General features: G+C 69.6%; 15 protein-coding genes. 3 read left to right on the top strand and 12 right to left on the bottom strand.

Features of this window, described 5'->3' with window-relative positions; all coding sequences use genetic code 11:
• Window positions 1-76 precede the first annotated feature (76 nt).
• The 3 genes from dapA to KOI35_RS01980 are packed head-to-tail and all read right to left on the bottom strand — an operon-like array spanning window position 77 to window position 2,783.
• The gene (gene dapA, locus KOI35_RS01990) at window positions 77-970 is read right to left on the bottom strand and encodes a 4-hydroxy-tetrahydrodipicolinate synthase (protein ID WP_215784243.1); all 894 of its coding nucleotides are present in this window, start codon (window positions 968-970) and stop codon (window positions 77-79) included.
• Window positions 971-996: 26 nt separating this feature from the next.
• Window positions 997-1,551 carry a DUF2752 domain-containing protein gene (locus KOI35_RS01985; RefSeq protein ID WP_215784242.1) on the bottom strand — a complete coding sequence of 185 codons (555 nt, stop codon included), beginning with the start codon at window positions 1,549-1,551 and terminating at the stop codon, window positions 997-999.
• A 5-nt stretch (window positions 1,552-1,556) separates the two neighbouring features.
• Window positions 1,557-2,783, bottom strand: coding sequence for a winged helix-turn-helix domain-containing protein (locus KOI35_RS01980; RefSeq protein WP_215784241.1), 1,227 nt, complete (start codon window positions 2,781-2,783; stop codon window positions 1,557-1,559).
• 66 nt (window positions 2,784-2,849) lie between these two features.
• Here KOI35_RS01980 and KOI35_RS01975 point away from each other — a divergent pair, with 66 nt between their 5' ends.
• Both KOI35_RS01975 and KOI35_RS01970 read left to right on the top strand, forming a co-directional pair.
• Entirely contained in the window at window positions 2,850-3,422 is a 573-nt protein-coding gene (locus KOI35_RS01975; protein WP_215784240.1) for a GNAT family N-acetyltransferase, read from the top strand.
• Between the two features lie 4 nt (window positions 3,423-3,426).
• Window positions 3,427-3,828 carry a thiol-disulfide oxidoreductase DCC family protein gene (locus KOI35_RS01970; protein ID WP_215784239.1) on the top strand — a complete coding sequence of 134 codons (402 nt, stop codon included), beginning with the start codon at window positions 3,427-3,429 and terminating at the stop codon, window positions 3,826-3,828.
• Window positions 3,829-3,872: 44 nt separating this feature from the next.
• Here the strand turns inward: KOI35_RS01970 and KOI35_RS01965 are convergent, their stop codons facing one another.
• Genes KOI35_RS01965 through KOI35_RS01940 form a run of 6 tightly spaced genes read right to left on the bottom strand, consistent with a single transcriptional unit; the run spans window position 3,873 to window position 9,235 of the window.
• On the bottom strand, window positions 3,873-4,724 hold the full coding sequence (locus tag KOI35_RS01965; RefSeq protein WP_246612501.1) for an HTTM domain-containing protein: 852 nt from the start codon (window positions 4,722-4,724) through the stop codon (window positions 3,873-3,875).
• Window positions 4,721-5,158, bottom strand: coding sequence for a hypothetical protein (locus tag KOI35_RS01960; protein ID WP_215784238.1), 438 nt, complete (start codon window positions 5,156-5,158; stop codon window positions 4,721-4,723). The genes KOI35_RS01965 and KOI35_RS01960 overlap by 4 nt, the downstream gene beginning before the upstream one ends.
• 11 nt (window positions 5,159-5,169) lie before the next feature.
• Window positions 5,170-6,003, bottom strand: coding sequence for a carbohydrate ABC transporter permease (locus tag KOI35_RS01955; protein ID WP_215784237.1), 834 nt, complete (start codon window positions 6,001-6,003; stop codon window positions 5,170-5,172).
• Entirely contained in the window at window positions 6,003-7,004 is a 1,002-nt protein-coding gene (locus KOI35_RS01950; protein ID WP_215784236.1) for a carbohydrate ABC transporter permease, read from the bottom strand. The genes KOI35_RS01955 and KOI35_RS01950 overlap by 1 nt, the downstream gene beginning before the upstream one ends.
• An 11-nt stretch (window positions 7,005-7,015) precedes the next feature.
• Window positions 7,016-8,251, bottom strand: a complete 1,236-nt coding sequence (locus KOI35_RS01945; RefSeq protein WP_215784235.1) for a sugar ABC transporter substrate-binding protein — start codon at window positions 8,249-8,251, stop codon at window positions 7,016-7,018.
• 18 nt (window positions 8,252-8,269) lie between these two features.
• Window positions 8,270-9,235, bottom strand: a complete 966-nt coding sequence (locus KOI35_RS01940) for a LacI family DNA-binding transcriptional regulator (protein ID WP_308120737.1) — start codon at window positions 9,233-9,235, stop codon at window positions 8,270-8,272.
• 164 nt (window positions 9,236-9,399) lie between these two features.
• On the opposite strand from KOI35_RS01940, the gene KOI35_RS01935 reads away from it, so the two are divergent.
• Window positions 9,400-11,298 carry a glycogen debranching N-terminal domain-containing protein gene (locus KOI35_RS01935; protein WP_308120735.1) on the top strand — a complete coding sequence of 633 codons (1,899 nt, stop codon included), beginning with the start codon at window positions 9,400-9,402 and terminating at the stop codon, window positions 11,296-11,298.
• Here KOI35_RS01935 and dapB read toward each other — a convergent pair.
• The 3 genes from dapB to KOI35_RS01920 form a co-directional block, all read right to left on the bottom strand.
• Complete coding sequence (gene dapB / locus KOI35_RS01930; RefSeq protein WP_215784232.1) at window positions 11,284-12,042, bottom strand: 4-hydroxy-tetrahydrodipicolinate reductase; 759 nt, start codon at window positions 12,040-12,042, stop codon at window positions 11,284-11,286. The genes KOI35_RS01935 and dapB overlap by 15 nt on opposite strands.
• Window positions 12,026-12,934 (bottom strand): phosphatase PAP2 family protein, encoded by a 909-nt coding sequence (locus tag KOI35_RS01925; RefSeq protein WP_215784747.1) that lies wholly within the window; start codon window positions 12,932-12,934, stop codon window positions 12,026-12,028. Before KOI35_RS01925 ends, dapB begins: the two co-directional genes overlap by 17 nt.
• 86 nt (window positions 12,935-13,020) lie before the next feature.
• Window positions 13,021-14,355, bottom strand: a complete 1,335-nt coding sequence (locus tag KOI35_RS01920) for a M16 family metallopeptidase (protein ID WP_215784231.1) — start codon at window positions 14,353-14,355, stop codon at window positions 13,021-13,023.
• Window positions 14,356-14,358 lie beyond the last annotated feature (3 nt).

Raw genomic sequence — 14,358 nt, 5'->3', positions numbered from 1 at the left:
GTCTTTCGTCGGATGGAGCCGGCTACCTTTCGTCCGGTGGAGCCGGCTGTCTTTCAGCGTCTAAGGCCGGTGCCCTCTACAGGGCGATCCCGGCGTCGGCCGCGTCGCGGCGCAACTGGTCGAGCTCGGCACCGGTCGCGTCGACCAGCGGCGAACGGACCGGACCGGCCGGACGGCCCTGCGCGTTGAGGCCCGCCTTGACCAGCATGGTGCCCGGGACCCGGAAGATGCCGGTGAACAGCGGCATCGCCTGCCGGTGCCGGGCCAGCGCGGTGGCGTTGTCGCCGCGCTCGAACGCCTCGATCATGTCTTTGGCCAGGACGCCGGTGAAGTGGGTGGAGGTGCCGACCAGGCCGACCCCGCCGATCGAAAGCAGCGGCAGGGTGGCCGCGTCGTCGCCCGAGTAGTAGGCCAGATCGGTGCGGCCGAGCACCCACGAGCTGGCGATCAGGTCGCCCTTGGCGTCCTTGACGGCCACGATCCGCTCGTGCTCGGCGATGCGGCACATCGTCTCGGTGGCGATCGCCGTGCCGGCCCGGTGCGGGATGTCATAGATCATCACCGGCAGGCCGACCGCGTCGGCCACGGCGAGGAAATGCCGGGCCACGCCCTCCTGCGGAGGCTTGTTGTAATACGGCGTCACGACCAGCACACCGTGGGCGCCGGCCTTCTCGGCGGCGTGCGCCAGCTCGATGGTGTGTGCGGTGTTGTTGGTGCCCACGCCCGCGACGATCTTGGCCCGGTCACCCACGGCGTCGACCACGGCGCGGAGCAGGGTCTCCTTCTCGGCGTCGGTGGTGGTCGGTGACTCACCGGTCGTGCCGCTGACGACGAGCGCGTCGTTGCGCTGCTCGTCGACCAGGTAGGTGGCCAGTTTCGCCGCGCCCTCGACGTCGAGGGAGCCGTCCGGGGCGAACGGGGTGACCATGGCGGTCAGCAACCGTCCGAAGGGTCGCGGGTCGTGCGTCATACCCACCAACCTATAGGACGGCCCGCTCAGACGTAGAGCGCGGTGAACGGGGCCCAGGGCAGGTTGCGCGCAACACTCCAGACCCCCCACACAGCGACAAAGGTGATCAGGACGGCCGGGCTGAGATTGAGCTGCGGCAGGTTCCACTTGAAGAGACGCTTCGCGGCCCACGCGACGTAGAGGTAGAGCAGGAACGGGACGGCGAACGTGAAGATCGCGTGGTGGCGGGCCGCGGCGGGCAGATCGCCGTGCAGCAGATACCACGCCGCGCGGGTGCCGCCGCAGCCCGGGCAGACGAAGCCGGTGGTGTATTTCAGCAGGCAGGTGGGCTCGTCGCCGGCCCCCGCCTCGGCCGGATGGGTGGCCAGCGTGTAGCCGACGGCGCCGCCCATGCAGACCAGCAGCGCCAGCGGGGCGGCCCAGATCGGCGACCTCGTCCACACCTTTTGCACCCAGCGGGTGACCCGGTCGGGCTCGCGGCTCGCCTGCTGCTGCGCGTAATAGGCCAGCCACTCGGGCGGCACGGGCGGCCCCTGCACCGGCTGGTCGTCCAGCCACGGGCGCGCGGGAGCGGTGGTCATGGCCGTCACGGTACACCGGCCCGGCTCTTGAGTGCCGCGGTCAGCGGGCCGGCCAGATCGCCCCGCTCCGGCGGCATGATCTCGTCGAGGCCCAGCCAGCCGGCCAGCCGGTGCAGCTCGGTGGCCAGGGCATCGGCCGTCTCGTCCTGGTCCGCGCCGGGCTCGAGCCACGCGGCCGGGATGAGCAGGCGGCCGGTCTTGCGGTCGGCCTTGAGATCGACCCGGGCCGCCAGCTGGTCGCCGAGCAGGAACGGCAGCACGTAATAGCCGTAGAGACGCTGCGCGGCCGGCACGTAGATCTCGATCCGGTAGTTCATGCCGAACAGCCGCTCGGTGCGGTTGCGTTCCCAGATCAGCGGGTCGAACGGGCTGACCAGGGTGGCGGCGCGCACCCAGCGGGGCAGCTTGGCCTCGTGGTGCAGATAGGTCGGCTGCTTCCACCCGGGGACGCTGACCGGCAGCAGCACCCGATCGTCGACCAGCTCGGCCACGGCCTGCTTGAAACCGTCGACCGGGAGGCGGAAGTAGTCGCGCAACTCGGGCTCGGCGGCCACGCCCAGCGCCCGCGCGGACAGCTCGACCAAGGCCCGGAACGCGTCGACCGGGGCCGGGGTCGGCGCCTCCAGCACCGCCCGCGGCAGCACGCGCTCGGGCAGGTCGTAGCGCCGGGCGAACGACGTGGTGCGCTCGGCCGCGGTGATCTGGCCGGTGTAGAACAGCCACTCGAGGGCCTGCTTGACCGCCGACCAGTTCCAGCCCCAGTTGTCCTTGCGGCGGGGCTCGTCGTGCTCGATCTCGGCCGCGGTGATCGGCCCGCGGTCGCGCACCACGCCGAGCACCCGCTCGACCAGCTCGGGCTGATCCTCGGCCACCCGGCGCATGCCGCCCCAGGCCAGCTCGGCGGCCCGCGACATGCGCCAGCGGAACAGCGGCTGCAGGTCGGTGGTGATCAGCGACGCCTCGTGACCCCAGAACTCGAACAGATCGCGGGGCTTGCGGTAGGCCGCCCGCTCGAGCAGCTCGACCGGATAGGGCCCGAGGCGGCTGTAGAGCGGCATGAAGTGGGCCCGCTGCAGCACGTTGACCGAATCCATCTGGATCAGGTGGACGCGGCGCAGCACCCGACGGAGGTGACGCATGTCGGTCGCGCCGCCCGGTTTGGGGTCGGCGAAGCCCTGCGCGGCCAGCGTCACCCGGCGAGCCTGCGCGACGGAGAGAGAGTCAGCAGCCATCGACGAGCACGTTAGAGCAGGGGTACGACAAAATCGCGCGCCACGGCGGCTGGGTAGGCTCCCCGCATGGCAATCGGCTTCGTGCGTCCCGCCCGTCCCGACGACGCGGCCGAGATCGCCCGCATCCAGCTCGACACCTGGCGCTCGGCCTACCGGCGCATGTTCCCGGCCCACGTGCTGGCCAACCTCGACGTGGCCTACCTGGCCCGCGGCTGGACCGAGGCGATCGAGCGGCCGCCCAGCGAGCGGCATCGTGTGCTGGTCGCGGTCGAACAGAGCGAGACGGCGTCGAGCACGGTCGGCTTCGCGGCGTTCGGGCCGGCCGACGAGCAGGCGCTGGCGCCCGAGGAGCCGCCGCTGCCCGAGAACGTGGCCGCGATCACCGACCTGCTGGTCGAGCCCCGCTGGGGCCGGCGCGGGCACGGCAGCCGGCTGCTGTCGGCGGCGGTCACCCACTGGCGCGACGACCATTTCTCGTACGCCGTGGCCTGGGCCTACGAGCAGGACAAGGCGATGCAGAAGTTCCTGACCTCGGCCGGCTGGGAGCCCGACGGCGCCGGCCGCGCGCTCGACGTCGACGACATGCTCGTCCCCCAGCTGCGGCTGCATGTGTCCGTCGACATCGAAGCGGGAGAATAGCGGTATGACCACGCCGACCTTCGTCTACGACGGTGACTGCTCGTTCTGCACGACGTGCGCCGAGTTCATCGAGACGCGCATCCCGACCCACGCCCGGGTCGTCCCCTGGCAGTTCGCCGACCTCGACGCGCTCGGCCTCACGACGGAGCAGTGCGAAGAGGCCGTGCAGTGGGTCGGCACCGACGGCGCGACCGCTGCGGGCCCCGACGCGATCGCGCTGATGCTGCGCGACGCGGGCCGCGCGTGGCAGCTGGCCGGCAGCGCGCTGCAGATCGGGCCGGTGCGGCTGGCGGCCTGGCCGGCCTACCGGTGGATCGCCGAGCACCGGCACATGCTGCCCGGCGGCACGGCGGCCTGCTCGTTGCCGCAGGCCCAGCGCGACGCGCTCTATGGCACTGGAGCCTGACCACCGGGAACATCCCGGTCGGGCGCTACGGCCCGGTGTTGCACTCAGCCGGGCGAAGCAGCGGTGCCGTCCTGGTGCGTTTGTTCCAGTCGACGAGGCGTACGGGAAAAGCGAATTTTCTCCAACGGCAGGAAGCTGGCCAAGGCCACCAGGTGCGGCGCGAACGAGATCGTGATCATCGAGAACGTCATCACGTGGAATGAGTAGAAGAAGACCACGCCCATCCAGCGGTAACGCTGCGGGATGACGAAGATCAGCGGGCTGAGCAGCTCGAACGCGATGATCCCGGCCTGCGCCGCGATGAGCAGGCCGGGCACCACGGCGATGTGATCGGCCAGCCACGTGCCCCGGCGGATGATCGCCTGGGCCAGCACCGCGCTGGTCACCCAGTCGAAGCCGCCGAAGCGGAGCTTGGCCCACGCGGCCAGGAAATACGTGCAGATGACGGCGATCTGGGTGACCCGCAGCGCCCACCCGGCGGCCTCGGAGAGCGTCTTGTCGCCGAACCGGGCCTTCCCGACGGTCGGCAGCACGGCCAGCGCGACCAGCAGCCCGACCCGGTCGTGATCGACCTTGCCGTAGCTCATCGCGATGATCATCCACTCGAAGTAGAGCGCGAAGACGGCCCAGCCCAGGATGCGGGGCGCTTTGTTCAAAGCCGCCAATGATGACAAAACAATCAGTGCCCAGAAAACCGCCCACACCAACGTGTGCGACGGCGTCGGCAGCGGGAGCAGACGGCCCACCAGCAGCGGCTCGTAGAGGTCACCGGGCGTGTTGGCGTGCGACCGCACCCACGGCGTGAAGACCACCAGGTCGAGCGGCACGAAGACGTAGACCAGCACCCGGAAGACGGCGACCCGGCCGAGCGGGACCGGCGCGAACAGCCACTTCATGGGCGGGTCCATTCCGCGACGGTCTCGTCCCGCCAGGTGCCGGTGGGCCGGGCGTGCTCGATGCCGTGCCAGCGGATCACGATGCGGACGGTGCGCAGGGGCCGGGCGGCCGGCGAGTGTTCCTCGTACGCCGTGATCACCTGGTCGAGGCGGGCCGGGTCATCCACGTACGCCTGCTGCTGTCCCTCGATCTCGGCCCGCCGGATGCCGCTGTTGCCCTCGGTGATCGCCACCGTCCGGCCGTCGGCATCGACACCCTCGACCCGGGTGTCGCGCGCGTCCCCGTTCGGGTCGGGCGCCGTCGAATACATGCGGAACGGCCCGAACGGGAAGTCGTCGTCGGTGCCCCAGAGGGTGCCGGCGAGCAGCAGCGCCCCGGCGATCAGGGTGGCGAACACCCGGATCCCCCGGCCGCGGACGGATAGCTGGTTCACAGCCAGGCAATCTAGCCTTTGTCCGCACCCGCGGCCGCATCGCGCACGAAGTAACGCTGGAAAATCACGAAGATGACGGCCACCGGAATGGTCGCCAGCAGGGCCGCGCCGAGCTTGAGCGGATATTGCGTCCCGGCCCCGAGCGAGCCGCTCACCAGGTCGGCCAGGCCGCGGGGCAGCGTGAACAGACCCGGGTCCTGCACCGAGACGAGGGTGTGCGGAAACTCGTTCCACGAACCGGTGAACATCAGAATGGTCAGCGTGATCAGGGCCGGCCGGGCCATCGGCAGCACCACCGACCAGAACATCCGGAACGAGCCGGCGCCGTCGATGCGGGCCGCCTCTTCGACGCTGACCGGCACCGAGTCGAAGAACTGCTTCATCACGAAGACGCCGGTCGCGTCGACCAGCAGCGGCACGATCAGCCCGGCGTAGCTGTTGTACATGCCGAGCTGGTTGAGCACCAGGAATTTGGGGATGAGCAGCACGACCGGCGGCACCGCCATCATCGCGAGCAGGCCGCCGAACAGGAACGTACGGCCGCGGAACCTCAGCCGGGACAGGGCATAGCCGGCCATCGACGCGAACGCCACCCGGCCCAGCGTCACGACGACGCTGACCAGCACCGAGTTGCCGAGCCAGGTGGGGAATCCGGTGCCTTCGAAGATGCGTACGAGGGAATCGGTCTCGATCGGCGACGGAATCGGCGACAGCGGATTGTCGGCCGCGTCGGCCTCGCTCTTGAAGGAGTTCGCGATCTGGATGACGAACGGGTAGAGGAAGACCAGGGCGAAGAAGATCAGGATCGCGTAGCCCAGGAAACGCGAGGTCAGCGTGCGGATCATCAGTCACGCTCCCGGGTCACCCGGCGCTGGATCAGGGTGAGCACCACGATGATGAGGAACAGGACGAACGAGATGGCGGCGCCCGAGCCGTAGTCGAAGTCGCGGAACGCCGTGCGGTAGGACAGGAACGCCGGGGTCAGCGTGGTCTTGGCCGGGTTGCCCTGACTCATCACGTAGATCTGGTCGAAGACCTGCCAGGTGCCGATCAGTCCGAGCGTGATCACCAGGAACAGGGTCGGGCGCAGCTGGGGCAGGATGATGTGCCGCAGGCGCTGCCAGCGGTTGGCGCCGTCGATCATCCCGGCCTCTTCGAGCTGGACCGGCACGTTCTGCAGGGCGGCCAGGAACATCACCATGAACGTGCCCGAGGTGGTCCAGACGACCAGCGAGATGATCGCGCACATCGCCACGCTGGGTCCGGAGAGCCAGTCCCACCACGACAGTCCGAAAACGCCGCTGTCGGTCAGGAACGGCGAAACGCCCAGCTTCTCGAACAAGAGATGCAGGAGCCCGCGCGGATCCGAGAACCACTGCGGCCCCTGAATCCCGAAGACCGACAGAATGGCGTTGATCGCCCCACCGTTGGCGAACATGAACAGGAAGACGACGCTGATCGCCACCGAACTCGTGACGGAGGGGAAGTAGAACGCCGTACGGAAAAAGCCTTTGCCCTTGAGCAGGCGATTGTTGACGATCAGGGCGAGCCCGAGCGCGAGCACGGTCTGGATCGGCACCACGAAGAACACGTAGTAGGCGTTGTTCCGGATGCTGGTCATGAAGTCCTGGCGGGTCAGGCCCTCGTCGGTGAACAGCCGCGTGTAGTTGTCGAGCCCGGCGAACGGCACGTCACCGGTGAACGGACTCCCCTGCCCGTTCCAGCGGGTGAGGCTGACCCACAGCGCCATCAGAATCGGCAGCAGCATGAACAGCCCGAGAATGAGCACGGCCGGGGCAACGAACAGCCAGCCGGCCGGCTGTTCGTTGCCGCGGATGCCTTTCACGAAGGGCAAGATCAGCCGCCCAGAGCCGTCTTGGCGTTCTTGTCGAAGCGCTGCAGCACCGTCGCCGGGCTCCCGTTCTGCAGCCCCTGCAGACCCGAGTCGAGGTCGGCCAGCACACTGTCCATCTTGGGCGCGTTGACCGGGCCCTGCGCGTACTGGGCGCCGGCCACGAACGCCGCGTCGTCCGGGTTGTCCTTCTGGTAGGTGGCCTGCGCGTCCTGCCGCGACGGCATCACGCCGAACGCCTTGCTGAAGCTGAGCTGCTGGTCGGCGCTGGTCATGGCCTGCACGAAGGCGACCGCCTGCTGCTTGAACTGGCTCTTGGCGGCGACACCCCAGCACTGCGTGAAGCTGAGCGTGCCCTTGCCCTTGGGCCCGGCCGGCAGTTCCTTGACCGTGTACTTGATGTTCGGGAAGTCGGCCTTGAGCGCACCCTTGATCCAGTTGCCCTCGATCGCCATCGCCGCCTTGCCCTTGCCGAACGCCTCGCCGGCCCAGCCCGCGTCCATCGCCTTCGGATACTTGGCCAGACCGTCCTTGAGCAGCCCCTGCACATAGGTCAGAGCCTCGACGTTCTGCGGCGTGTCACCGGTCGCCTGCTTGCCGTCCGCGCTCACCCAGTAGCCGCCCGCCTGCACCAGGAAGGCGCCGACACGGTCGCGGGTGTCGCCGATGGCCAGCGGCGTGATGCCCTTGGCCTTGAGCTTCTCGGCGCTCGACCGCAACTGCTCCCAGGTGGTCGGGATGTCGGCGTCGGTCAGTCCGGCCTTGGCCCACAGGTCGGTGTTGATCTGCAGCGCGAGGGTCGAGGTGTCCTTGGGGATGCAGTACAGCTTGCCGTCATAGGTGAAGCTCTGCCGCAGGTTCGGCAAAAAGGCATCAACCCCGGCAAAGCTTTCCCCGTACGGCTCCAGCGCGCCGACAGACGCATAATCGGCGAACCGGGCGGCGTCCACATAGAACACGTCGGGCGGGGTGCTTCCGGCCAGCGCCTGTCCGAGCTGCTGCACGATGTCCTGAGCCGGGGTCACCGTGGCCTTGCTGCCGCTGCTGGTGGCCCACGCCGCGGCCGCGTCCTGCACGGCCTTGGTCTCGGCGTCGCCGGACGAGGCGATCATGATTTTGAGGTCGGCCGGCCCGGCGCTCTGCTGGGTCGTGGCCGAACCGTTGTCGTCGAATCCGCTGCCGCACGCGCTCGTCGCGACCAGCACGGCGGCGAGGGCGGCGCCGTAGAGCTTTCTTCTCATGGGGGTCTCCAGGGGGATTCAGGCCGTCTGCCGGACGACCAGGGATGGTGGGAGCAGGACATTCGTCGGGTGCGACGGCGCGTGGCCGTCGAGAAGCTCGCGGAGCAGATCCATGCAGCGCCCGGCCGCCTCCGCCAGCGGCTGACTCACGCTGGTCAGGCCGATCGCCCGGGCCACGGCGGTGTCGTCGAAGCCGATCACCGCGCATTCCCGGCCCAGTTCGCGGGCGGCCTGGAGGGCGCCGAGGGCGAGGGAGTCGCTGGCGCAGACGATCGCGGTCGGGGGGTCGTTCTGCAGCATTTTGCGCGCGGCGACGGCACCGGATTCCACGCCGTCGGTGGCCTCGCCGACCGGCCCCCATGGACCGAGCGCCCGATGCCAGCCCTCGCGCCGGGCGTCGCCGACACCGGAGCCGGCCGGCCACCCGAGGAACCCGATCCGCTGATGGCCGGCGGCGAGCAGGTGTTCGGTGGCGGCGGCGGTGCCGGCCGCGTTGTCGATGTCGACCCAGGAGTGCGTCTCGGGGGCGCCCCACGGTCGGCCGAAGGTCACGAACGGGACATCTCGGGCGGCGAGCCACGACGTACGCGGGTCGCCGTGGTGGGTGCTGGTCAGGACGAACGCGTCGAGGTCGTAGGCATTCAGCAGTTCGTCGTACGTAGCGATCTCCGCGTCGTCGCCGTCGGCGGTGTAGAGCATGACCCGATAGCCGGCCAGCCCCGCGGCGTCGGTCAGCCCGTGCAGGAACCGGTCGAGCACCGAGCCGTTGATGCCGTCGCGGGCCGGCTCGATGCGTACGGCGATCAGGCGCGACCGGCCCGTACGCATCTGACGGGCGGCCTGGTTGACCCGGTAGCCCAGCGCGCTGATCGCCTCGCGGACCCGCTCCCGGGTCTCCTCGCGCACCACGTCCGGCGTGTTGATCACGTTGGACACGGTCTGGCGGGAGACCCCGGCCCGCTGGGCCACGGTCGCGATCGTCACCTTTTCCACCGAGATAGTGCCTCTCTAGGTCTTGAACGATCAAATTCGGATAGGGCAGGATTGGATCGATCAAGTTTCGGGGTTGTTTCGCACTTTGCCTGCACCCCGGCCCGGTGTCAACCCTTGGGGTTCTCTTGTCTCTCCAGCCGCTTCTGCACGATCTGGTGCCCACTTTGGCCGCGCCCACGTCGGCGCTCTCCGGGCCCGACGGTCAGATCCGGGCGGCCGGCGTGCAGGGGGTCTTCCACGCCGACCGGCGGGTGTTGTCGCTGGCCGTGCTGCACCTCGACGGCCGTGAGCCCGAGCCGATCGGGCACGCGCAGGCCGGTCCGGGGGCGACGCGCTTCGTCTCGCTGGCGCGCTGGCTGGGCAATCCCGGTCCCGATCCCACGGTTCGCGTCGATCGCCTGCGGCGGGTGCGGCCGGGTGGCCTCGACGAGACGATCACGTTGTCGTCGACCGCCTCCTCCCCGGTGACTGCCTCGTTCATGCTTTCCACGGCCTCAGATCTGGCGCCGATCGACGCGGTCAAGTCCGGCTCCGTCGATTTTTCGGACAAAAGCGATTTTCCCGTACGCATCACCGGCGATCTCCACCGCACGGTGACGATCCCGCCCGGCGGCTCGGTGGTCCTTCAGTGGTCGCTCGACGTGGACGACCCGCACGCGGTGATGTTCCCCGGCCCCCGCGGCGACTTCGCCCGCCCGGTCGTCACCGGCCCCGACCGGCGGCTGACCCGCCTGCTCGACCAGTCCCTCGACGACCTGGCCGCCCTGCGCCTGACCACCGCGATCGACGACGGCGACACCTTCCTGGGCGCGGGCGTCCCCTGGTATCTGACGCTGTTCGGCCGGGACAGCCTGTGGGCGGCCCGGATGATGCTGCCGCTCGGCACCGAGCTGGCCGTGGGCACACTGCGCGTGCTGGCCCGCCGCCAGGGCACCAAGATCGACCCCGAGACCGGCGAGGCCCCCGGCAAGATCATGCACGAGCTGCGGCGCTCGGACGTCGAGGTCGAGGGGCGACTGCCCGCCGTCTACTACGGAACGATCGACGCCACCCCGCTCTGGATCAGCCTGCTGCACGACGCCTGGCGCTGGGGCCACGATCCGGCCGAGATCGCGGCGCTGATGCCCGCCCTCGAAGCGGCGCTGGGCTGGCTCGGCGAGCACGCCGACCCGGACGGCGACGGCTTCCTCGAATACCTCGACGCCACCGGTCGCGGCCTGGCCAACCAGGGCTGGAAGGACTCGCACGACGCGGTGCGTTTCCACGACGGCCGGATCGCCGAGGGGCCGATCGCGCTGGCCGAGGTGCAGGGGTACGCCTATCGGGCCGCGCTCGACGGTGCCGCCCTGCTCGACGCGTTCGGTCTCTCCGGTGCCCCTCGGTGGCGTTTGTTCTCGGAACGCCTGGCGTCTCGTTTCCGCGAGGCCTTCTGGGTCGACGGTGGCCGCTATCCGGCCCTCGCGCTCGACCGCGACAAGCGCCCGGTCGACTCTCTGACCAGCAACATCGGGCATCTGCTGGGCACCGGCATCCTGACCGCCAGCGAGGAGGCCCGGGTCGCGGCGGCGCTCGCCTCCGAGGGCATGTCGGGCGGCTACGGGCTGCGCACGATGTCGGCCGACGACGGCGGGTTCGCGCCGCTGTCCTACCACTGCGGTTCGGTGTGGGCCCACGACACCGCGATCGTGGCCGCCGGGCTGGCCCGGGCCGGGTTCGCGGCCGAGGCCGAGCGACTGATCGACGGTCTGCTGAGCGCGGGCGAGGCGTTCGGTTTCCGGTTGCCCGAGCTCTACGCCGGGGACGCGCGCTCCGACATCAACCGGCCCATGCCCTACCCGGCGTCGTGTCACCCGCAGGCCTGGGCGGCCGCCGCGTCGGTGCTGATCGTGCAGGCGCAGCTGGGCCTCGACCCCGACATCCCGAACGGCGTCGTCCGCCTGCGCCCGCTCCCCGACGCCCCCACCGTGACCGGCCTGGTCATCGCCGGCCGCCCGGTCACCTTCACCGACGGCAGACTGACCGGTCTGTCCGACGCGATCTCAATCGAGAAATGAGTCGAGGCCGACGGTCAGGCCGGGGTGCTCGCGGACCTTGCGGACACCCAGCAGGACGCCGGGCATGAAGGACACCCGGTCGAGTGAGTCGTGGCGGATCGTCAGCGTCTCGCCGAGCGACCCGAACAGCACCTCTTGGTGGGCGACCAGCCCGGACGCGCGTACGGAATGAACTCGCACCCCGTCGATGTCGGCCCCACGTGCGCCGTCGATCTCGTCCTTGGTCGCGTCGGGCATCGGGCCGACACCCGCCTCGGCCCGGGCCTGCGCGATTAGCCTTGCCGTGTGGGTCGACGTGCCGCTGGGGGCATCGAGCTTGCGCGGGTGGTGCTGCTCGATGATCTCGACGGACTCGAAGTAACGCGCTGCGCGGGTCGCGAACTGCATCATCAGCACCGCGCCGAGCCCGAAGTTGGGGGCGATCAGCACTCCCACGCCAGGCGCCTTGTCGAGCCAGCCGCGTACCTCGGCCAGCCTGTCCTCGCTGAAGCCGGTGGTGCCCACGACCATGCTGATGCCCTGCTCGATCGCCCAGTGCAGGTTTTCCATCACCACGTCGGGGGTGGTGAAGTCGACGAACACCTGGGCGCCGGCGTCGGAGGCCGAGAACAGCTCGTCACCCTGATCGATCATGGCGACCAGTTCCAGGTCGCTCGCGGCGTCGACCGCCTTGCACACCTCGAGGCCCATGCGGCCCCGGGCTCCGAGAACGCCGACGCGGATCGAATCAGGTTGGTTTGTCACCCGAGTAATTTATCGCAGCCTTGCGCCGGGCCCACCAGCGCTCGGCCAAGCCGACGACCAGGAACGTCATCGCCACGTAGAGCCAGCCGACCAGCACGTCGATGATGTAGTGCTCGCCCGTGTAGACCAGCGTGAACGTCATGGCGAGGGGATAGGCGAACAGCAGCGGCCACCACTTCCGGGCCACCATCGGCAGGAAGAACGCGACCGCCATCATCGCGTACGCGGTGTGCAGCGACGGCATGGCGGCGACCGGGTTGGACTGCTCGACCTGCAGCGCGTTGAGGGTGTTGCCGGCGCCGTGCAGCCCGATCACGTCGAGCCCCCGGGTCGAGAACCGCTCGACGTGGTCGGGCAGGTAACCCTTTTCCGAGGCCCACCAGGGCGGGGCCGCCGGGTAGAGGAAGTAGGTGATCAGGCCGGCGAAGCTCAGCGTGATCCAGCGGCGGATGAAGCGGTAGGACAGCTGACGGCTGCGCAGCCACAGCACCACGGCGACGGTCGGCACGGTGAGGAAGTGCGACGTGTAGACGATCGTGATGACCACTTCCCACCAGGGGACGTGGTTGGCGTCGTACAGGTGCTGCTGCAGCCAGACGGTCGGGATCTGACCGCCGGTGAACCACCCGAACATGTCGACGTCGGCGTTGATCAGCGGCGTGACGTGCGGGTCGAACAGCTTGTCGGCCGCGCCCCGGGACACGTTGTAGCCGATCAGGAACACCACGACCGGACCCCAGTCGCGCAGGAACAGCAGGTGCTCGCGCCAGGGCAGATAGTTGCGCCACGCGATCGTGGCCAGCCAGAGCCAGCCGAAGGCGGCGAGCGGGTCGCTGGTCGGCAGGCCGACCAGCCACACGAACACCGCGAAGGCCGCCGCCCACACCAGCATCCCGATGATCCGGCGCTTGCGCTGGTCGGGCGTGATGGCGGGGGTCGGCGGCGGTGGGGTCTCCAGCGTCGTCACGGGGTCCAAGGTTAGCGGGGGACCACGAACGAGGATTCGTCGAAGGGTCCGACCACGGCCAGGGACATCGGCTGGGCGAACAGGTCGGCCGCGATCGTGTTGACCTCGTCCGGCGTGACCGCGTCGACCCGGGCCAGCAGTTCGTCGACCCCCATGAGCTCGCCGTACAGCAGTTCCGACTTGGCCAGGCGGCTCATCCGCGAGCCGGTGTCCTCGAGCCCGAGCACGTACGAACCCTTGACCATGCCCTTTCCCCGGGCGATCTCCTCGGCCGTGACGCCCTTGGCCGCCACCCGTTCGAGTTCGGTGCGGGTGAGATCGAGCACCTCCTCGACCTTGCCCGGTGCGCAGCCGGCGTAGACCCCGAACAGGCCGGCGTCGGCGTACTGGCTCGCGTACGAATAGACCGAGTAGGCCAGGCCCCGCTTCTCGCGGATCTCCTGGAACAGGCGGCTCGACATGCCTCCGCCGAGCACGTTGTTGAGCACCCCGAGGGCGAAACGGCGCTCGTCCCGGCGGCCGATGCCGATCCCGCCGAGCACCAGGTGGCCCTGCTCGGTGTCCCGGTTGCGGACCACCGTGTGCGGCTTCTGGGTGGGCACTTTCTTTGCTCCCGTACGCGGTCCGGCGGGCTCGGCCGGACCCGAGTCGAGCGCCGTGCCGGCCAGGGCCTTGCGCACCAGACGCACGACCGTGGCGTGGTCGAGGTTGCCCGCGGCCGCGATCACGATGTGCGGGGCCGTGTAGCGCCGCTTGTAGAACCCGTTGATCTGGTTGCGGGTCATCGGGGTGATCGATTCCTCGGTCCCCGAGATCAGCCGGCCCAGTGGGTGCGTACCGAAGATCGCCTCGGTGAAGACGTCGTGCACCTCGTCGCCGGGCTCGTCCTCGTGCATGGCGATCTCTTCGAGGATCACGCCGCGCTCGGTCTCGACGTCGGCCGGTTCGAGGATCGAGTCGGCCACCGCGTCACAGAGCACGTCGACCGCGAGCGGCAGGTCGGCGTCGAGCACCCGCGCGTAGTAGCAGGTGTACTCCTTCGTGGTGAAGGCGTTGGTCTCGCCGCCCACGGCCTCGATCTCGGACGAGATCTCCAGCGCGGTGCGCTTGTGGGTGCCCTTGAAGAGCAGGTGCTCGAGGAAGTGCGAGGCGCCGGACATGGCCGGCGTCTCGTCGCGCGAGCCGATGCCGACCCAGACGCCGAGCGAGGCGCTGCGGGTGGTCGGGATGGCTTCGGTCACGATGCGCAGGCCGCTGGGCAGCGTTGTGCGCTTCGCACCCTCGTGCAAAGTCTGGGTAAGAGCGCGGGCCGGCCGATTGGCCGACCCGCGCGATGTCGCTGTCACCTG

The organism is Paractinoplanes bogorensis (genome assembly GCF_018829635.1).
Lineage (GTDB): Bacteria > Actinomycetota > Actinomycetes > Mycobacteriales > Micromonosporaceae > Actinoplanes > Actinoplanes bogorensis.
The sequence above is the reverse complement of the archived record's forward strand: the minus strand, read 5'-3'. Positions and strand labels throughout refer to the sequence as shown.